Source organism: Pyxidicoccus sp. M6 (assembly GCF_055568925.1).
The window spans coordinates 6,813,311-6,831,297 of sequence record NZ_CM145714.1; the positions used below are offsets into that span (position 1 = coordinate 6,813,311).

The 17,987-nt window shown below is 68.8% G+C and carries 18 protein-coding genes; 16 read left to right on the plus strand and 2 right to left on the minus strand.

Annotated elements, in window-relative coordinates; translation table 11 throughout:
* The first annotated feature begins 268 nt into the window (after positions 1–268).
* From ACVTJA_RS27240 to rtcA, 3 genes are all read left to right on the plus strand, one after another.
* Positions 269–808: a response regulator gene (locus ACVTJA_RS27240; RefSeq protein ID WP_465823849.1), complete on the plus strand. Its 540-nt coding sequence runs from the start codon at positions 269–271 to the stop codon at positions 806–808.
* 139 nt (positions 809–947) lie between these two features.
* On the plus strand, positions 948–2,888 hold the full coding sequence (locus ACVTJA_RS27245; RefSeq protein WP_465823850.1) for a CocE/NonD family hydrolase: 1,941 nt from the start codon (positions 948–950) through the stop codon (positions 2,886–2,888).
* Positions 2,889–3,036: 148 nt separating this feature from the next.
* A complete protein-coding gene (gene rtcA, locus ACVTJA_RS27250) occupies positions 3,037–4,113 on the plus strand; it encodes an RNA 3'-terminal phosphate cyclase (RefSeq protein WP_465823851.1) in 1,077 nt (358 codons plus the stop codon).
* Between the two features lie 9 nt (positions 4,114–4,122).
* On the opposite strand, the gene ACVTJA_RS27255 is transcribed toward rtcA, so the two are convergent.
* Complete coding sequence (locus ACVTJA_RS27255; RefSeq protein ID WP_465823852.1) at positions 4,123–4,467, minus strand: hypothetical protein; 345 nt, start codon at positions 4,465–4,467, stop codon at positions 4,123–4,125.
* Between the two features lie 103 nt (positions 4,468–4,570).
* Between ACVTJA_RS27255 and sppA the strand changes: the two genes are divergently transcribed.
* From sppA to ACVTJA_RS27320, 13 genes are all read left to right on the plus strand, one after another.
* Positions 4,571–6,349, plus strand: a complete 1,779-nt coding sequence (sppA, locus tag ACVTJA_RS27260; protein ID WP_465823853.1) for a signal peptide peptidase SppA — start codon at positions 4,571–4,573, stop codon at positions 6,347–6,349.
* A gap of 98 nt (positions 6,350–6,447) precedes the next feature.
* Positions 6,448–7,053, plus strand: a complete 606-nt coding sequence (locus ACVTJA_RS27265; protein WP_465823854.1) for a hypothetical protein — start codon at positions 6,448–6,450, stop codon at positions 7,051–7,053.
* Between the two features lie 15 nt (positions 7,054–7,068).
* Positions 7,069–7,920 (plus strand): sulfurtransferase, encoded by an 852-nt coding sequence (locus ACVTJA_RS27270; protein ID WP_465823855.1) that lies wholly within the window; start codon positions 7,069–7,071, stop codon positions 7,918–7,920.
* Between the two features lie 64 nt (positions 7,921–7,984).
* The gene (locus ACVTJA_RS27275) at positions 7,985–8,584 is read left to right on the plus strand and encodes a hypothetical protein (protein ID WP_465823857.1); all 600 of its coding nucleotides are present in this window, start codon (positions 7,985–7,987) and stop codon (positions 8,582–8,584) included.
* A gap of 314 nt (positions 8,585–8,898) precedes the next feature.
* A complete protein-coding gene (gene apbC / locus ACVTJA_RS27280) occupies positions 8,899–9,984 on the plus strand; it encodes an iron-sulfur cluster carrier protein ApbC (RefSeq protein ID WP_465823859.1) in 1,086 nt (361 codons plus the stop codon).
* A gap of 18 nt (positions 9,985–10,002) precedes the next feature.
* Positions 10,003–10,500 carry a hypothetical protein gene (locus ACVTJA_RS27285; protein ID WP_465823861.1) on the plus strand — a complete coding sequence of 166 codons (498 nt, stop codon included), beginning with the start codon at positions 10,003–10,005 and terminating at the stop codon, positions 10,498–10,500.
* A 2-nt stretch (positions 10,501–10,502) separates the two neighbouring features.
* On the plus strand, positions 10,503–10,931 hold the full coding sequence (locus tag ACVTJA_RS27290) for a hypothetical protein (protein ID WP_465823862.1): 429 nt from the start codon (positions 10,503–10,505) through the stop codon (positions 10,929–10,931).
* 69 nt (positions 10,932–11,000) lie between these two features.
* Positions 11,001–11,849, plus strand: coding sequence for a 3-hydroxyacyl-CoA dehydrogenase family protein (locus ACVTJA_RS27295; protein WP_465823864.1), 849 nt, complete (start codon positions 11,001–11,003; stop codon positions 11,847–11,849).
* A gap of 19 nt (positions 11,850–11,868) precedes the next feature.
* Positions 11,869–12,645 carry an enoyl-CoA hydratase-related protein gene (locus ACVTJA_RS27300; protein WP_465823866.1) on the plus strand — a complete coding sequence of 259 codons (777 nt, stop codon included), beginning with the start codon at positions 11,869–11,871 and terminating at the stop codon, positions 12,643–12,645.
* A gap of 1 nt (position 12,646) precedes the next feature.
* Positions 12,647–13,345: a hypothetical protein gene (locus ACVTJA_RS27305; RefSeq protein WP_465823868.1), complete on the plus strand. Its 699-nt coding sequence runs from the start codon at positions 12,647–12,649 to the stop codon at positions 13,343–13,345.
* A 38-nt stretch (positions 13,346–13,383) separates the two neighbouring features.
* Positions 13,384–14,526, plus strand: a complete 1,143-nt coding sequence (locus ACVTJA_RS27310) for an acyl-CoA dehydrogenase (protein ID WP_465823869.1) — start codon at positions 13,384–13,386, stop codon at positions 14,524–14,526.
* Between the two features lie 5 nt (positions 14,527–14,531).
* Positions 14,532–14,984, plus strand: a complete 453-nt coding sequence (locus ACVTJA_RS27315; RefSeq protein WP_465840524.1) for an AgmX/PglI C-terminal domain-containing protein — start codon at positions 14,532–14,534, stop codon at positions 14,982–14,984.
* A 10-nt stretch (positions 14,985–14,994) separates the two neighbouring features.
* Positions 14,995–16,140 (plus strand): acyl-CoA dehydrogenase family protein, encoded by a 1,146-nt coding sequence (locus tag ACVTJA_RS27320; RefSeq protein ID WP_465823871.1) that lies wholly within the window; start codon positions 14,995–14,997, stop codon positions 16,138–16,140.
* Positions 16,141–16,195: 55 nt separating this feature from the next.
* Here ACVTJA_RS27320 and ACVTJA_RS27325 read toward each other — a convergent pair whose 3' ends face one another.
* The gene (locus ACVTJA_RS27325; RefSeq protein ID WP_465823873.1) at positions 16,196–17,737 is read right to left on the minus strand and encodes an MBL fold metallo-hydrolase; all 1,542 of its coding nucleotides are present in this window, start codon (positions 17,735–17,737) and stop codon (positions 16,196–16,198) included.
* Between the last annotated feature and the right edge of the window lie 250 nt (positions 17,738–17,987).

The following is a 17,987-nucleotide window of genomic DNA, read 5'->3' on the forward strand; positions in this document are numbered from 1 at the left end:
GACGTCTGGATTTGCGCCAAGCTTGCCCGGGGCGAAGCCGCACTTCATTTCCAGCCGCATGCGCGAACAATGGGGACGGCCAGGGGCCAAAGCGATGATGGGAGGGCTGAACGTGGAGGCGAGGCGGGTAGGGCGCCCGGTCCGGGAGTGTTCACTCCCCGGGTGAAGTGTTTCCTTGTCGGCACCGCTCCGGTGCGGGGCTGCTGGAATCGGCGCGGATGCGGTCATTCTCTACCGCAACGTGCCCGCGACCCTCCGCTCGAGACCCGTGCCCGACGCCAGACCCCCACGCTCCATCTCCCATGCCTCGCAGGTGAGCATCCTGCTGGTGGACGACCTCCCGGCGAACCTCTTCGCGCTGGAGTGCATCCTCGCCCCGCTCGGGCAGAGGCTGGTGCGTGCCGCGTCCGGACAGGAGGCGCTCCGGCGGGTGCTCGACGAGGACTTCGCCGTCATCCTCCTGGACCTGCGGCTGGGTGACATGAGCGGCGTGGAGGTGCTGACGCTGCTGCGCCAGCGCGAGCGCAACCGGCGCACGCCCGTCCTCATCCTCACCGGCATGGATGGAGACTCGCCGGAGCTGCAGCCGGCCTTCAAACAGGGCGCCGTGGACTACATGCGCAAGCCCCTGGTGCCCGACGTGCTGCGAGACAGGGTCTCCCTCTTCGTGGAATTGCGTCAGCAGCAGGCCGCGCTGCGGCGGCAGGAGCAGCAGATCTCCGAGCTGTCCTCCCGGCTCGAGGCCGCCGAGCGCGAGCTGCACGGCCTCCGTTCCGATTCTGGGACGTCCGTTCCACAAACGGAATGAGCCGGCGCGCCGCTGCGCTCTGAGCGCTGGGCTCGGGAGTCGGGAACAAAACGTGCAGCCGGGCGTTCGGGGCGCTTCGGAGTCGGAGCTTCCGACGCCGGCCGTCCCCCAGAATGTCGCCCTCTCCCCAGGAGCGTGCATGCACTCCGTGTCCCGCAGCCTCGCGGCACTCCTGCTGCTGTCCCTCGCCAGTCCGGCGGGGGCGCAGAGCACCGCGCAGGCCCCGAAGCCGCCGTATGGCTATTCCCCCGAGCGCGTCGAGCGCATCCGCTCGCGCTACACCAAGTACGAGTTCCGCATCCCGATGCGCGACGGCGTGCGCCTGTTCACCGCCGTCTATGTGCCGGTCGACGCGTCTCCGGCGAAGCGCTACCCCATCCTGATGATGCGCACGCCGTACACCGTGGCGCCGTACGGCGTGGACCGGTACCCGGGCTCGCTGGCTCCGAGCGAGGCCTTCGAGAAGGAAGGCTTCATCTTCGTGGGCCAGGACGTGCGCGGCACCCACATGTCCGAGGGCGAGTTCCTCAACGTCCGCCCGCACAACCCGAAGAAGTCCGGGCCGAAGGACGTGGACGAGAGCACGGACACGTACGACACCATCGACTGGCTGGTGAAGAACGTACCGAACAACAACGGCCGCGTGGGCCAGTGGGGCATCTCCTATCCCGGCTTCTACACGTCTGCGGGTGCCATCGACTCGCACCCGGCGCTCAAGGCCGTGTCCCCGCAGGCGCCCATCGCTGATTGGTTCTGGGACGACATGCACCGGCACGGCGCCTTCAACGTGGCGCTCGCGTTCAACTTCTTCTCCGTGTTCGGCCAGCCCCGGCCGCAGCCCACCGACGGCGAGGAGTGGAAGCCGTACGACATGGGCACGCCGGACGCGTATGAGTTCTTCCTGAACCTGGGGCCGCTGCGCAACGCGGACGCGGAGCACCTCAAGGGCCAGGTGTCCTTCTGGAAGGACATCGTCGCGCACCCCAACTACGACGCCTACTGGCAGGCGCGGAACCTGCTGCCGCACCTGAAGAACATCAAGGCGGCGGTGATGACGGTGGGCGGCTGGTACGACACGGAGGACCTGTACGGCCCCCTGCGGACCTACGCGGCCATCGAGAAGCAGAACCCGGGTACCACCAACACGCTCGTCATGGGCCCGTGGCAGCACGGCGGCTGGCAGGGGACGGAGGGCTCCGGGCTGGGTGACGCGGAGTTCGGCTTCAAGACGAGCGAGACGTACCAGGAGCTGGCGCTCGACTTCTTCAAGTCCTACCTCAAGGACAACAAGAAGCCGGAGCTGCCGGAGGCGCTGGTGTTCGAGACGGGCGCCAACCGCTGGCGCCGCTTCGAGTCCTGGCCGCCGAAGGGCGTGCGCGACACGAAGCTCTACTTCCAGCCGAAGGGCGGCCTGAGCCTCAACAAGGCGCCCACCGGCACCACGGAGACGTTCGCCGAGTACGTGAGCGACCCGGACAAGCCGGTGCCGTACACGGCGGAGCTGACGTCGGGCTGGGCCAAGAACTACATGACGGAGGACCAGCGCTTCGCGTCGCGCCGGCCGGACGTGCTGGTGTTCGAGACGGAGCCGCTCACGCAGGACCTCACGGTGGCGGGCCCGCTGGAGGCGGAGCTGTGGGTCTCCACGACCGGCACGGACGCGGACTGGGTGGTGAAGCTGGTGGACGTGAATCCCGGCAAGCTGCGCGGCTGGAAGAAGGAGGATGACTTCTCCGGCAAGAAGAACCGCGGCGGCCAGCAGACACTGGTGCGCGGCGAGCCGTTCCGCGGCCGCTTCCGTGACAGCTACAGCGAGCCGAAGCCCTTCAAGCCCGGCGAGGTGACGAAGGTGCGCTTCACCATCAACGACGTGTTCCACACCTTCCAGCGTGGACACCGGGTGATGATCCAGGTGCAGTCGAGCTGGTTCCCCTTCATCGACCGCAACCCCCAGACGTTCGTCCCCAACATCTTCGAGGCGAAGGCCGAGGACTTCACGCGGCAGTTCCACCGCGTCTACACGTCCGCGGCGCACCCCAGCTTCGTGAAGGTGGGCGTGCTGCCGTCGGCGGACAACTAGCGTCGCGGTGCTCGGGCCGGGGGCACAGTGCTTCCGGCCCGACAACTCCCGGGGACGGCGGGAAGGTCACCTTCGTCCTCGCGGGAGATCCCCCTCCGTTCCTGTTACGCTTCATCCGCAACGCGGTAACACCGTGGACGTGAGGGATATGGCCGGCACGGAGGGGCCCGACAGCGGGCGGGTGGAGCTCGACGGCAGCGAGGGTGAGGGAGGAGGGCAGATCCTCCGCTCGGCGCTGTCGCTGTCGCTCATCACCGGCCGTCCCTTCCGCATCTCCCGCCTGCGCGAGAAGAGAGACCCACCGGGCCTGCGTCCGCAGCACCTCGCCTGCGTGCGCGGCGCCGAGGCGCTGAGCGGCGGCTCCAGCGAGGGCGCCACCGTGGGCGCGTCCGAGCTCACCTTCACCCCCGGCCCCGTGCGCGCGGGCGACTACCTGCTCGAGGTGGGCACCGCCGGCAGCACGCCGCTGCTCTTCCAGTGCCTCGTGTACCCGCTGGCCCTGGCCGGTGGCGGGCGGCTCACCCTGCGCGGTGGCACGCACCTGCCGCACAGTCCCAGCTTCCACTACGTCGCCACCGTCTGGCAGCCGGTGGCCCGCGCGTACGGCCTGCCCGTGACGATCACCATGCCGCACGCGGGCTTCTACCCGGAGGGCGCGGGGGAAATCGTCGCGGAGGTGGGCGCGCCACTGGAGCCGCCGCTGCTGGTGGAGCTCCCCGCGCGCGGCATGCTGCGCGAGGTGCGCGTGTCCTCCTTCACGGGCGGGCTGCCGTTCACCATCGCCGAGCGCCAGTCCCGCGCCGCGGTGGCGGCCCTGCGCGAGCGCGGCATCCTCGCCGAGGCGGAGAACCGGCCGCTGGCGGTGACGCGCTCGGTGGGCACCGTCACCTTCGTGCTGGCCCAGTTCGAGCACACCATCGCCGGCTTCACCGCGCTGGGCGAGCGCGGCCGTCCCGCGGAGGAGGTGGGGCGCGAGGCCGCCGTGGCGCTGGCGGACTTCATGGAGACCGGGGGCGCGCTGGACGAGCACCTCGCCGATCAGATCCTGCTGCCCGCCGCGCTGCTGGCCTCGGGGCGGCTGGGCCCGGCGACTCCTGGCACCACGCGCTTCTCGGCGGCGCGCATCACCGACCACCTCACCACGCACGCCCGCGTGGTGGAGCGCTTCCTGCCGGTGCACGTCAGCGTGGACCCGGGCGGCGACGTGGAGGTCCGCCCGCGCTGACGGGGAGGCTCAGGCCTCTTCCTCGTCACCCCGGTTGGCGCCGAAGGTGTTGGCGCCGGCAATCTCCTTCGTCGTGTTCCGGTAGGCCCGGAACGCGAAGGGCGTGGCCGCCACGAAGACGAGTCCCACCAGGCCGATGGCCATCCAGGGGATGGGCTTCGACTTCACCTGGATGTCCTTGCCATAGGAGTTGAGGTTGTTCCCCATGGCGCGCTGCTTGGCGAGCTCCTTCTCCTCGGCCGTCAGCTCACGAGGGGCTTGGAAATCCCGCACCTGGCGACGGGGCTGGGCCAGCGCGGCACCGGCCGAGGACAGGGCGAGGACGAGAGCGAGCCGGGGGAGAACGTTTCGCATGGGCGCTGAGGCTAACACGACCCAACGGACGGGCTGAACAGGGCTTGCGCGCCCGAGGGCCCTCCATTACGGCGCAGGACGCCCACATTTCCCCCTGGACGCCATGCTGCGACTTCCCTTCGTCGCCCTCAGCAACCTGCTACTGCTCGTGCGAAGCCTGCTCGGGCTGCCCTTCCGGCTGCTGGCCTCGCGCCACCGGCCGGCCTACGTGCGCTTCCGGCTGACGGGAGACCCGCCGTACCGCCAGCAGCGCCAGGCCCGGTTCCGGCTCGGGGGCGCGCGGCCGGAGCCGTCGGCGATTTCGTCCGTGGAGCGCTTCCGCGAGTCGTTGCGGCTGTTGGCGAAGGACGCCCGGGTGAAGGGCATCCTGCTGGAGGTGGAGAACCTGGCGGTGCCTCCGGCGAAGCGGGATGCCCTGGTGGCGGTGCTTGCGGAGTTCCGCAGGGCAGGCAAGCGCGTGGTGGCCTGGGCGGTGAGCGTGGACACGGACGCGTACCCCGTCATGTGCGCGGCGGACGAGGCGCTCCTCGCGCCGATGGGCCGGGTGGACGTGGTGGGCTACGCGGCGGAGGCGACGGCGCTGGGCGAGGGGCTGTCGCGTGTGGGCATCCGGGCACACTTCGTGAGGCGCGGTGACTACAAGACGGCGCCGGAGCTCTTCACCCACGCGACGGTGTCGGACATCCAGGCGCGCACGGTGGAGTCGTTCCTGGACGAGCGCTACGCGGACCTGGTGGACGCGGTGGCCCGGGGGCGCCGCAAGACGCCGGAGGAGGTGAAGGCGCTCATCGACCAGGGGCCCTTCAGCGCGAGGCGCGCGGTGGAGGCGGGGCTGGTGGACGCGCTGGTGAGCGAGGCGGACCTGCCGGCGCACCTGGGGCTGGTGAAGCCGGGCGAGGCGCACGAGGACGAGACGGAATTGGAGTCGATGGCGACGTACCTGGCCACGCTGCCATTTCCGCCGGTGCGCTGGAGGCGGCTGCGGCTGCCGCCGAGGGTGGCGCTGGTGCCGGTGTCGGGCGTCATCGTCCCCGGGCAGGCGGGGAGCAGTGAGCGCATGGCGTCCTCGGGCTCGGTGGCAAGGGCGCTGCGCGCGGCGGGGCGGGACAGGCGCGCGAAGGCGGTGGTGCTCTACATCAACAGTCCGGGCGGCGCGCCGCTGGCGTCGGAGCAGATGTTGGAGGCGGTGCAGCGGGTGGGGCGGAAGAAGCCGGTGATTGCCTTCATGGACCGGGTGTGCGCGAGCGCGGGGTTCATGGTGGCGGTGGGGGCGAAGGAGATCTGGTCCGCGCCACACGCGGTGGTGGGGTCGATTGGCGTGTTCGCGGGGAAGTTCGACGCGTCGGTGTTGATGGAGCGGCTGGGCGTGCACCAGACAGTGATTGTCCGGGGTGAGAATGCAGCGCTCAACGTCAACTCCCGAGGCTTCACGGAGCGCGAGCGGGCGACGCTGGAGGCGGAGGTGGAGGAGATCTACCAGGCCTTCCTGGCGCACGTGGCGAAGGGGCGCGGCCGGACGACGGAGGAGATTCATTCGCTCGCGGAGGGCCGTGTGTATTCGGGGATGCGAGCGAAGGGGCTAGGGCTGGTGGACCACGTGGGCGGCTTCGAGGCGGCGTGTGGCCGGGCGCTGGAGCTGGCGAAGGTGTCCGCGGAGCGCTTCGACCTGATCACCTATGGCGGGCCGAAGCGGCGCTTGTCGTTGCTGAAGCTGTTGATGGGCGCGGCGAGGGCGCAGGTGTATGCGCTGTGCCCGACGGCGTGGCGCCTGGGAGGAATGTGGGGGGCGGAGCGGTTCGAGGATGCCCCGGGGCTCCTCGGTGAGTGGCTGCGTGACGCGGTGACGGAGTGGTGGGAGCGTAGTGGGTATGACCGCGGATGAATGTCTGGACCGCTTCGGATTGCGGCCCAACCCTGATGACCTGGATGCAATCCTGAGTACGCCCAGGTCCAGGCCGACTACTACGGTGACGAATCGACATGCTGACGCTCGTGTTGGTGGTGATGATGGCGGAGGCTCCCGTGCCTCCTTCCATCGAGCAGATGAGTCTGGAGGAGGTTCTGTCCTGTGCAGGCAACCCACCGAAATGCGAGGCCTCGGACTGGGACCTGGGGCGTGAGCTGGCGCGCCGCTTTGGCGTGGCGGAGCTTTCCTCGCGTCTCCAACACGCCTCGGATGCGAAGCGCAGGGTGCTGGTGTTTGCCCTGTACTCCGCGCCATCGAATCCGGACGTGGCGAGGCTCATGAAGGAGTTCTCCAGCGACCCGGACGAGGAGATTGCGTACTACGCGCTGAACTACCGCGCGAAGCGCTGTGAGAAGGATGCCCTCGCGAAGCTCGTCGCGCCTCCGTACAAGCAGAGGGCCGCGTGCGAACAATGGGCGACCACGGTGTCTCTGGTGGGGAAGTGCCAATACAAGCCCGGTGGCCGCTTCCTCGTGGAATCCCTCGATTACGCCTGCCTCAATATCGTCATCGCCGCGGAGGAGGGGCTGCGAAAGCTCTACCCGGATGCGCCTTCCTCCTTCGAATCGTTGCAACAGGAGAAGGCGTATTTCGAAAAGCGGGTAGGGGAGCGTCGCTGATTCCGGGGTGAGCCGATGACTGAATCCAAATTCCCGACTGCAATCATCTCCGTGCCCGCGCTCCAGGCGATGCTCGGGGATCCGCGCCTCGTGATTCTGGAGGTGAAGATGAAGCCGGTCGGCGCGGCCGCCACCTCCGCGTCCGAAACGGCTCCCGCGCGGATTCCCGGCGCCCGCGTCTTCGACCTGGACGGTGCCTTCAGCGACCACGCCCAGTCTCTTCCACACATGATGCCGGGTCCCGCGCACTTCGAACGCGAAGCGCGCAAGCTCGGCGTCAACCGAGACAGCCTCGTGGTCGTCTACGACCGGGTCGGTCTGTATTCCAGCCCGCGTGCCTGGTGGATGTTCAAGGCGATGGGGCACTCGCAGGTGGCCGTGCTCGACGGCGGCCTGCCGGCGTGGACGGAAGCGGGGCATCCGACCTCGACGGAAGCGGCCCATATCGAGCGCGAGGGCGACTTTGTCGCCAGGCCGGTAGCGGATGCGTTCTGCGACGCAGCGGCTGTCGAGCGAGCCTTGAGCGATGCGAGCTACGCCGTGCTCGATGCGCGCTCGCAGGGGCGATTCGAGGGCCGCGAGCCGGAACCGCGCGCGGGACTGCGTCAGGGGCACATGCCCAACGCCGTGAATCTGCCGTTCACTGACGTGCAGGTGAAGGGACACGCGAAGAGCCCGAGCGAGCTCGAGGCTCTGTTCGAGAGCAAGGGCGGCTCGCGCCGGAGGCTCGTGTTCAGTTGCGGCTCCGGTGTCACGGCCTGCGTGGACGCGCTCGCGGCGACGCTCGCGGGCTACTCGGACATCCGGGTGTACGACGGCTCGTGGAGCGAGTGGGGACTACCGTCGAGCCGGCCCGTGGTGCGATAGGAACGAACATGCTGATCGAGTCGAAATCCATCCCGGATTCGTGGGGTGCTACCCTCCGCGTCCCATGAAGCGCTCCGTCCTCCTCAGCCTGCCCCTGCTGGCCGCCTGCGCCACCGCGCCGCGCGAGCCCGTCTCCGTTGCCGAGGCCTATGCCCGGGCCCTGGATGAGGGGCGCCTCCAGGACGCCTATGCCCTCACCAACGGAGGGCCCGAGGGCGAGGTCGCCTTCCTGGATCGCTACTCCGATGAAGCCACCCGCAAGGAGCGCGCCGCCGCCGTGCGATCCGGAACCGCGGTGCTAGAAGCCCGTGCTCCATCCGTCACGCTCGCGCACACCAAGCAGGGCTGGCTTGTGGTGGAGGCCCGGCCAGCGGACGTCCCCAAGGCAGCCCTCTCGCGATTCCTGGACACGGTCGAGGCTCGTGACTGGCAGAAAGCCTGGAGCCAGCTCGCCGCGCCGCTGCGCGCCCGCTACACGCCCGAGCGCTTGCGCGAGGACTTCGAGCATGAGCCCCTCGCGAAGGAGCGCCTGCGCCGGGCCCGGCTCGCCCTCAACGCCAATGTCCGCGTCGGCGCCGGCGAGGCGTTGTTCCCGCTCGGTGAGGACCGCGCCGTGGTCCTCGTGCTGGAGGACGGCGAATACCGCGTGGCCGCCATCGAGTGACGCCCCGCTCACATGGTGGCAGGAGCTCGAAGCCATCTCGAAGGAGCTCGGCTACCCGGACGCCATTGCCGAGCACAGGGTGAACGGCAGGGGTGCCGGTGAGGGCCCGTCCTGAGCGCCGCCCGCCCGTTCCTCCAGTCCACCTCATGGCCCCGTTCAGCTCACCGTCCGTGCTCCGCCGGACGACAGCCCGGCGAAGTGCACCCGAGGGCCATTCGCGTTAAACGACGTTGACAGCCCCCGGGGGGCTGGCAGATTCCGCGACCGTTGGCGGCCCCCAACCGCCCGTTTTCCTAAAGGTTTCAGGTGTTCAGATGAGCGTTTCCGAGGCGGACATCCTCGCGGCGATGTCGAAGGTCATGGACCCCGAGCTCCACGTGGACCTCGTGAAGGCGGGGATGGTGAAGGACGTCCGCGTCTCCGGCGACTCGGTGAAGCTCAAGATCGAGCTCACCACTCCGGCCTGTCCCCTCAAGGGAAAGATCCAGGCGGACGCCGAGGCCGCCCTCAAGGCCGTCCCGGGCCTCAAGAAGTTCGACATCGAGTGGGGCGCCCAGGTCCGCGCGGCCGGCGGCGGCGTCCCCGGTGGCGCGCTGCTCCCCAAGGTGAAGAACGTCATCCTCGTCGGCGCCGGCAAGGGCGGCGTGGGCAAGAGCACCGTGGCCCTCAACCTCGCCACCGCGCTCGCCCAGCACGGCGCCAAGGTGGGCCTGCTCGACGCGGACTTCTACGGCCCCTCCGTGCCCCTCATGACGGGCCTGTCCGACAAGAAGCCCGTGAGCCCGGATGGCAAGTCGCTCGACCCGCTCCTCGCCCACGGCCTCAAGGTCATGTCCATCGGCTTCCTCGTGGAAGCGGACCAGGCCCTCATCTGGCGCGGCCCCATGCTCCACGGCGCGCTGATGCAGCTCGTGCGTGACGTGAACTGGGGCGAGCTCGACTACCTCGTCCTCGACCTGCCGCCGGGCACCGGTGACGTGGCCCTGTCGCTGTCACAGTCCATCCGCGCCGCGGGCGCCGTGCTGGTGACGACGCCGCAGGACGTGGCCCTGGCCGACGTGGTCCGCGCCAAGCAGATGTTCGACAAGGTCCACATCCCCGTGCTGGGCATCGTCGAGAACATGAGCCAGTTCGTCTGCCCGAACTGCTCGCACGCCACGCCCATCTTCAACCACGGCGGCGGCCGCAAGGCGGCGGAGATGTTCGGCATCCCATTCCTCGGAGAGATTCCGCTGGATCTCAAGGTGCGTGAGTCCGGAGACTCCGGCGTTCCGGTGGTGGTGGGCGCGAAGGACAGCCCGGAGGCGAAGGCCTTCCAGGAGGTCGCTCGCAATGTCGCGGGCCGCGTCTCCACGCAGAGCATGAAGAGCATGCCTCTGCCGGTGGTGCAGGCCCGATAACTTCCCAGGAGAGGCTCCATGGCTTCGGCCGGCAACGACGACTTCCCGCCCGACCCGCTACTCGATGAAGAAGACCGGCAGACGGGGCGCCCCAGCGGCCCCGCGGGCTTCGTTCCGGAGTTCGTCCGCCGCATGGCCGTTGCCGGCCTCGGTGCCCTCTTCATGACGGAGGAGGGCATCCGCAACCTCGCCGGTCAACTCAAGCTCCCCAAGGAGGCGCTGGGCTTCATCCTCGGCCAGGCGGAGAAGACCAAGGACGAGATCACCCGCGTCGTCACCGACGAGCTCCGCCGCTTCCTCCAGTCCGAGAAGCTGCGCGACGAGTTCCTCAAGCTGATGTCCGGCATGACGGTGGAGATCAAGGCGCAGGTCCGCCTCGTGCCGCCGGAGAAGTCCGAGCCGGAAGCCGAGACGCACAGCGAGCCGAAGGAGAAGAAGCACGGCGGCACGCCCCGCGTCGTCATCTCCGAGCTGAACGCGCGGCGCCCCGGCTCCAAGCGGACGAAGAAGGACTGACGGTGGCGGACACGCCTCCTCCCGCCGAGTCCTCATCCGAGCGCCGTCACTGGCGCTCCAGCCCGCTGGCCAAGCGGCTGCCGTTGCTCATCCTGGCCGCCATCGGCCTCTGGCTCTGGCAGCACACGGGCACTCCCGAGCGCGAGCTGCACTTCCAATTCGAGGGGCCCGGCTGGAGCGCCGCGCGTGCCCTGGACCTCCAGTTGGTGGACGCCGAGGGCCAGGTGCTCAAGCGCGAGGAGCGCTTCTACGCGAGTGGCCCGCCACCGGAGGAGACCTTCAAGGTGGACCTGCCCCAGGGGGCCTGGCGCGCGCGGCTCTTCGTGAAGGTGGAAGGGCGCGAGGAGCGTGTGCGCCTGGAGGAGCCACTGGAGGTGGGAGAGGACGTCCACATCGTCCGCCAGCTCCGGTTGCCTCCCGCCGGTCGTTGAACTTCCTCAGGGCGTGGGCTATTGGCGCCCGACGTCACTCACATACCGAGCGAGGGGTTCGCGAACACCATGGCAACGGAGCATATCGTCGTCGTCGGGGCGGGGCAGATGGGCGCGGGCATCGCGCAGGTGGCACTGCAGGCCGGTCTGCGCGTCACGCTGGCGGACGTGTCCAAGGAAGGCCTGGCCAAGGGCGCGGAGCGCATCAAGGGCGGCCTGAAGAAGCTCGTCGAGAAGGGCAAGCTGGACGAGGCGAAGCGCGCCGCCGCCGAGGCCAACCTCGTCACCCTCACGGACGTGAAGCAGGCGAAGGACGTGGACTTCGCCGTCGAGGCCGTGACGGAGAACGAGGACCTCAAGCGCCGCATCTTCCAGGACCTGGACAGCGTGGTGCGCCCGGGCGGCATCCTCGCCACCAACACCTCGTCCATTCCGATTACCCGCATCGCGGCGTCCACCAAGCGTCCCGAGTCCGTCATCGGCATGCACTTCATGAACCCGGTGCCGGTGATGCAGCTCGTGGAGCTCATCCGCGGCGCGGCCACGTCCGACGAGACGTACAACACCACGCGCGCGCTCTCGGAGAAGATGGGCAAGACGACGGTGGTGTCCAAGGACTACCCGGGCTTCATCGTCAACCGCATCCTCATCCCCATGCTCAACGAGGCCTGCTTCGCGCTGATGGAGGGCCTGGGCTCGGTGGAGGACATCGACACCGCGATGAAGCTGGGCACCAACCAGCCCATGGGCCCGCTGCAGCTCGCGGACTTCATCGGCCTGGACACCGTGCTCTACATCGCCGAGGTGCTCCACAAGGGCCTCGGTGACTCCAAGTACCGCCCGAGCCCGCTGCTCCGCCAGTACGTGGACGCCGGCTGGTACGGCAAGAAGAGCGGCCGCGGCTTCTACAAGTACTAGTCCCAAGGAGCCCACGCACATGGCCTACGAGAACATCCGGCTGGAGAAGGACGGCGCGGTCGCCACGCTCTTCATCGACCGCCCCAAGGCGCTCAACGCCCTCAACAGCAAGACGCTGCAGGAGATGGAGGCCGCGCTGGGCTCCATCGGCACGGACGTGCGCGTGCTCATCGTCACCGGCGGCGGCGAGAAGGCCTTCGTCGCCGGCGCGGACATCGCGGAGATGGCGGCGCTGAGCGAGACGCAGGCGCAGGAGTTCGGCGCGCTCGGCCACCGCGTCATGGCCGCGCTGGAGGCGCTGCCCATCCCCACGATTGCCGCCGTCAACGGCTTCGCGCTCGGCGGCGGGTGCGAGCTGGCCCTGGCCTGCGACATCATCTACGCGTCGGAGAAGGCGAAGCTCGGCCTGCCCGAGGTGGGCCTGGGCGTCATCCCCGGCTTCGGAGGCACCCAGCGCCTCACCCGCGCGGTGGGCCGCGCTCGCGCCAAGGAGCTCATCTTCACCGGTGAGCGCATCGACGCGGCGAAGGCGAAGGAGCTTGGCCTCGTGCTGGAGGTGCTCGCTCCCGAGGCGCTGCTGCCTCACTGCCGCGAGGTGGCCGCGAAGATTTTGAAGAACGGCCCGCTCGCCATCGCCAAGGCCAAGCGCGTCATCGAGCAGGGCGCGGACCAGGACCTGCGCGTCGCCAACGAGCTGGAGCGCAAGACGTTCGGCGAGCTGTTCGGCTCCGCGGACCAGCGCGAGGGCATGAAGGCGTTCCTGGAGAAGCGCCCCGCATCGTTCACCGGGAAGTGAAGTGCGGCGGACGCTCGCGGCCGGGGGACTGCTGACGTGCCTCCTGGCCGCGGTGCCGTCACGGGCCGCGGAAGGAGAGGGCGGGGACGGGCGCGCTCCGGCGCTCGTCTCGTGGAAGCGCTCGTTCTGCATCTACTCCGGGTGCTTCCTCGAGCCGCTCATCCCCGATGTCCGCTACGAGTGGGACGCGGACTCGAAGGAGCGATGGCTCCTTTCCTGGCCCATCCACCCGTGGGCCTCGCCGCCCCTGGACATTCCGGGGCCGACGTTGTTCGTGTCGCCCTTCGTGGAGCCGCAGCTCCGGCTGAAGCCTTCTGCCATCCGCCTGCTCGCGGGGGCCCGGGTGTATGCCTTCCCGGACACGCTGCGCCTGGGCGTGCTGGCGGAAGGCGCGGGGCTGTGGGGCGAGGACGGCTCGGGCGGCGTGGCGGGCGTGGGGCTGACGTACGACCTCATCGAGCGTCACCGGAACACCGTGCCGTGGACGGTGTCGCTCGTCCTGCGGCGGGCCTGGACGGGGGAGGGCAACCGGACGGACGTCTCCTTCGACGTCACCGTGCCCCTCAACATGTTCTTTGGCTCACCCTCGGATTCCGGGGAATCGGCCAGTCGCTCGTCCTCTAATCGGGACGGCAACCCACGCTTGCAGACAGGGCCATCCTCTTCGCTGTTCCCGAGGGGAAGCCCCCATACTATGTAGGCCCTTCTCTTTTTTTCCTCCCGCAGTTGAGGAGCCTCATGAACTTCGAGCTGACCGACATCCAGCGCGAAATCCAGCGGATGACCCGCGAGTTCGCCGCCAAGGAGCTGATCCCCAACGCCCGCAAGTGGGATGAACACCACGCGTGGCCCACGGATGCGGTGAAGAAGCTCGCGGAGCTGTCCCTGCTGGGCGTGGCCGTTCCCGAGAACCAGGGCGGCGCCGGCCTGGACAACGTCTGTTACGCCATCGCCATGGAGGAGATCAGCCGCGGCTGTGCCTCCACCGGCGTCATCATGAGCGTGAACAACTCGCTCTACTGCGACCCGGTGATGAAGTACGGCACCGACGAGCAGAAGGAGCAGTTCCTCGCGCCCTTCGCCCGCGGCGAGAAGCTCGGCTGCTTCGGTCTCACCGAGCCCGAGGCCGGCTCCGACGCCGCCGCCCAGAAGACCGTCGCGGTGAAGCGCGGTGACGAGTACGTCATCAACGGCTCCAAGAACTGGATCACCAACGGCCCGAAGGCGGACGCCATCGTCCTCTTCACGATGACGAACAAGGAGAAGGGCAACAAGGGCATCACCGCGTTCCTCGTGCCCACCAACACCCCCGGCTTCATCCGCGCCGAGCCCGACAAGAAGATGGGCATCAGCGCCGCCTGGTCCTGCTCCATGTTCTTCGAGGACATGCGCGTGCCGGCGAAGAACATGCTGGGCAAGGAGGGCGACGGCTTCAAGATTGCCATGAGCACGCTGGACGGCGGCCGCATCGGCATCGCCTCGCAGGCGCTCGGCATCGCCCGCGCGGCGTACGAGGAGGCGGTGCGCTACTCCGGTGAGCGCAAGTCCTTCGGCAAGCCCATCCGCGAGCACCAGGCCATCCAGTTCATGATTGCGGACATGGCCACGGAGATCGACGCGGCCCGCCTGCTGGTGTGGCGCGCGGCGCTGCTGAAGGACAAGGGCGTGCGCCACAGCCCGGAGAGCGCCATGGCCAAGCTGTACGCCTCCGAGATGGCCAGCCGCGTGGCGAACAAGGCCCTCCAGGTGCACGGCGGCATGGGCTACAGCAAGGAGATGGACGCCGAGCGCCACGTGCGCGACGCGCGCATCACCGAAATCTACGAGGGGACGAGCGAGATCCAGCGCATCGTCATCTCGGCCAACCTGTTGAAGGAGTAGGCATGATGAAGCGGGTTCTCCTCCCTGCGGTTCTTCTTGTCTCGGCGGTGGCGCTCGCGCAGGGCGCTGCCGCGAAGAAGCCCTCGGGCGGGAAGCCCGCCCAGGCTCCGGCCACGGCCCCCGCGAAGAGCGAGGGGCCGGACGTGGAGCACATGCCCTTCACCCCGGACTCCATCCGGCAGGTCGTCACGCACAACCAGGGTCGCATCCAGGAGTGCTACGAGGACCACATGGCGGAGAAGGACAAGAAGGTGGAGGGCCGGCTGAACACGACCTTCACCATCGACGCCAACGGCCTGGTGAAGAACGCCAAGGTGGTGAAGAAGACGAGCACGCTGAAGGACCCGGGCCTGCACGACTGCGTGGTGTCGGTGCTGTCGTCGATGACGTTCCCCAAGCCGCCGGACGGCGCGGACCACCCCATCGAGTACCCGTTCAACCTCAAGGCCATCGAGTAGGAAGACCGCCGTGAACCTCGAGCTGACCGAGACGCAGACGCTGATCCGCGACACCGCCCGCAAGTTCGCGCGCGAGCGCGTGGCCCCGCAGGCCCGCACCCTGGACCGTGAGGAGCGCTTCCCCACGGAGCTCTACAAGGAGATGGGTGAGCTGGGGCTGCTCGGGGTGAACATCCCGGCGAAGTACGGCGGCTCGGAGGCGGGCGTCGTCTCCTACTCGCTGGCGATGATGGAGATGGCGGCGGCGGATGCGTCCACGGCCGTCACCATGGCCGTGACGAACATGTGCGCGGAGCTCATCAACGCCTTCGGCACCGACGCGCAGCGCGAGAAGTACGTCACGAAGCTGACCTCGGGTGAGGCGATTGCCGGCTCCTTCGCGCTGTCCGAGCCGCACGCGGGCTCCGACCCGGGGGCCATGCTCACCTCGGCGGTGAAGCGCGGGGACAAGTACGTCCTCAACGGCACCAAGCAGTGGATTACGTCGGGTGCCTACGCGGGCGTCATGGTCGTGTGGGCACGCACGGCGCCGACGGGCAACAAGGGCCTGTCGTGCTTCATCGTGGAGGGTGGGACGAAGGGTCTCATCATCGGGAAGCATGAGGACAAGATGGGCCTGCGCTCCTCGAACACGGTGGCGCTGACGTTCGAGGACTGTGAGATTCCGGCGGAGAACCTCCTGGGCCAGGAGGGGCAGGGCTTCCGGTTGGCGATGACGGCGCTGGACGGTGGGCGCATCGGCATCGCGTCGCAGGCGTGCGGCGTGGGCCGCGCGGCGCTGGAGGCGGCGGTGGCGTACTCGAAGGACCGCAAGGCCTTCGGCCAGTCGATTGGCGAGTTCCAGGCGCCGCGCTTCATCATGGCGGACATGAAGACGCAACTCGAGGCGGCGGAGCTGCTGACGCTGCGCGCGGCGTACCTGAAGGAGCAGGGCCAGCCCTTCTCGCGCGAGGCCTCCATGGCGAAGCTGTTCGCCAGCGAGATGAGCAACAAGCTGGCCGACAAGGCCGTGCAGCTTCACGGCGGCTACGGCTACATCGACGAGTTCCCCGTCGAGCGCTACTTCCGCGATGCGCGCGTGCAGACCATCTACGAGGGCACCAGCGAGGTGCAGCGGATGGTGATTGCCCGCGAGACGTTCAAGCTGCTGGGCTGAGCCCGAGCGTCCCGGCCTCCCCCCACGCGGAGGCCGGGAGCACCGGGCAGCAGGGCTACAGCTGGAAGTCGACGGGGCGCCCGAGCCGCACGGCTTCGATGCCGCGCTCGCGCGCACCCGCCAGCAGCCGGTCGGACTCCTTCATGCGCGGCGCGTCCGGCGAGGCGGCGGGGCCGATGATGTGCTCCACCCAGGGCTCCAGGCCCATGGCGTAGTTGTAGAGCCGCTTCGCGCCCAGGATTTCGAGCAGGCGCAATCCCTCGGCGGCGTTGCTCCCGCGGCAGCGGCGGTTCTTCTCCAGCTTGCGATCCCGCTTCTTGGGGAAGAGCGCCTCCACCGTCCAGGTGTGCGGCGCGCCCTCCGTCTCGGTGTTCATGAACACCGTTTGAATCTCACCCACCACGCTCCGCAGGTTCCGGTAGACGTCCTCGTCGATGCAGGTGGAGTCGGCGGCGAAGAGCATCTGCTCGCGCCCGGTGCGGACGATGAAGGCGGACTTGGCGTGGCCCAGGTCGCCGTGCTCGCCGAGGAAGGGCGAGACGATGATTTCGCCGTCGGGGATGGGCAGCGACTCCAGCGTGTCCAGGTCGTGCACGTTCTTGAAGCCGAGCGCGTGGCCCAGCAGCCTCGGCGAGTAGTCACCCACCATGAGCCCGTTCGAGCGCGGCACCACGAGGTGGCCGATGCGGTGCCGGAGGCGGAGCAGCGTCTCGAAGGAGAGGTGGTCCGCGTGGCTGTGGGTGATGAGCACGTAGTCGATGCGCTCGGGCAGCTCGGCGAACGTCATGCGCTCCATACCGCCGGAGACGGGGCGGGCGGCCACCATGGCGTCGACGAGGATGGAGGTGCCCTTCCACTCGATGAGCACGCACGCATGGCCGAGATAGCGCACCCGGGGCGCGCTGCCTTCCCAGCGAGACGGCGCCGGGAGCGGCTCGGAGGAGAGCAGGGGCATGAGGTCCGCCTCGTTCGTCACGGCGGGCCCGAGCAGGTCACGGATGTAGCCGAGCGGCTTGGGCGTACGGTCCATCTCGAAGAGGCGGTCCCAACGCGCGTCGGCGAACGGCACGCGCAGGTCCAACTGCCCCGGCTCCATCAGCCGGGGTGTGGACAGAATCGCGGGCCGGCCGGCGTCCGACTCGAGCCGGGACAGCCGCACGGACTGCGTCTCCGGCTTGTAGTGGCGGCTGCGGTACGTCATCCCCTCCAGCAGCCGCATGAAGGGGCGGTTGTTGTAGTCGTAGACCAGCTCCACGAGCCCCTTCAGCGGCTCGGGCACCTTCGCGTAGAGCGGCTCCAGTGACTGGCCCTTCGCCTCCGCGAGGAGCCACGTCTGGAATTCGTCCACGGCCTCGGCCAGCTTGATGCGGTCCGCCTGCTCGGTCAGCGTCGTCTGGAGCAGTGCCTTCACGTCGCCCGCGCGTGACGGGGGAATGCCGACGAACGACGACCCGCTCAGCGCGGGGTCCTTCGCTGCCTTCGCGTGAAAGTCCGGGCTCTGCAGGTACGCCTTCAGCAGCGGCACCTGGTAGTTGTTCAGGTGGAGGGCGGAGGCGACCGGGACGAAGGTGAGCCACCAGGCCGCCCAGCTATTCACGAGGGGTTCGGCGCAGGTTTGATCTGCCAGACGATACAGGGGCTCGGCCATGGTTCAGCGTCTCCGGTGCGGGTACCAAGGTGTCAGGTCGCGGACGGCCCGGAGGAGAAATCACAATTGTCCTTGAATGCAAGCTGGAGCGGACTGGCTTGGAGCACGGGGCTCGCGGCTATGGCACGCGCCCCCCGTTCGCAGGTCCCCGCACTCGTCGTGAAGCAGGTCCCATGGACTCCATGGGGCGGTTTCCGGT

Excerpts from the sequence above, each read along its gene's own strand:
- ACVTJA_RS27315 (WP_465840524.1), top strand. The coding sequence starts at position 14,532 with ATGAAGCGGGTTCTCCTCCCTGCGGTTCTTCTTGTCTCGGCGGTGGCG.
- ACVTJA_RS27300 (WP_465823866.1), top strand. The coding sequence starts at position 11,869 with ATGGCCTACGAGAACATCCGGCTGGAGAAGGACGGCGCGGTCGCCACG.
- ACVTJA_RS27270 (WP_465823855.1), top strand. The coding sequence starts at position 7,069 with ATGACTGAATCCAAATTCCCGACTGCAATCATCTCCGTGCCCGCGCTC.
- apbC (WP_465823859.1), top strand. The coding sequence starts at position 8,899 with ATGAGCGTTTCCGAGGCGGACATCCTCGCGGCGATGTCGAAGGTCATG.
- ACVTJA_RS27265 (WP_465823854.1), top strand. The coding sequence starts at position 6,448 with ATGCTGACGCTCGTGTTGGTGGTGATGATGGCGGAGGCTCCCGTGCCT.
- ACVTJA_RS27245 (WP_465823850.1), top strand. The coding sequence starts at position 948 with ATGCACTCCGTGTCCCGCAGCCTCGCGGCACTCCTGCTGCTGTCCCTC.
- ACVTJA_RS27310 (WP_465823869.1), top strand. The coding sequence starts at position 13,384 with ATGAACTTCGAGCTGACCGACATCCAGCGCGAAATCCAGCGGATGACC.
- ACVTJA_RS27285 (WP_465823861.1), top strand. The coding sequence starts at position 10,003 with ATGGCTTCGGCCGGCAACGACGACTTCCCGCCCGACCCGCTACTCGAT.
- ACVTJA_RS27275 (WP_465823857.1), top strand. The coding sequence starts at position 7,985 with ATGAAGCGCTCCGTCCTCCTCAGCCTGCCCCTGCTGGCCGCCTGCGCC.
- ACVTJA_RS27255 (WP_465823852.1), bottom strand. The coding sequence starts at position 4,467 with ATGCGAAACGTTCTCCCCCGGCTCGCTCTCGTCCTCGCCCTGTCCTCG.
- rtcA (WP_465823851.1), top strand. The coding sequence starts at position 3,037 with ATGGCCGGCACGGAGGGGCCCGACAGCGGGCGGGTGGAGCTCGACGGC.
- ACVTJA_RS27295 (WP_465823864.1), top strand. The coding sequence starts at position 11,001 with ATGGCAACGGAGCATATCGTCGTCGTCGGGGCGGGGCAGATGGGCGCG.
- sppA (WP_465823853.1), top strand. The coding sequence starts at position 4,571 with ATGCTGCGACTTCCCTTCGTCGCCCTCAGCAACCTGCTACTGCTCGTG.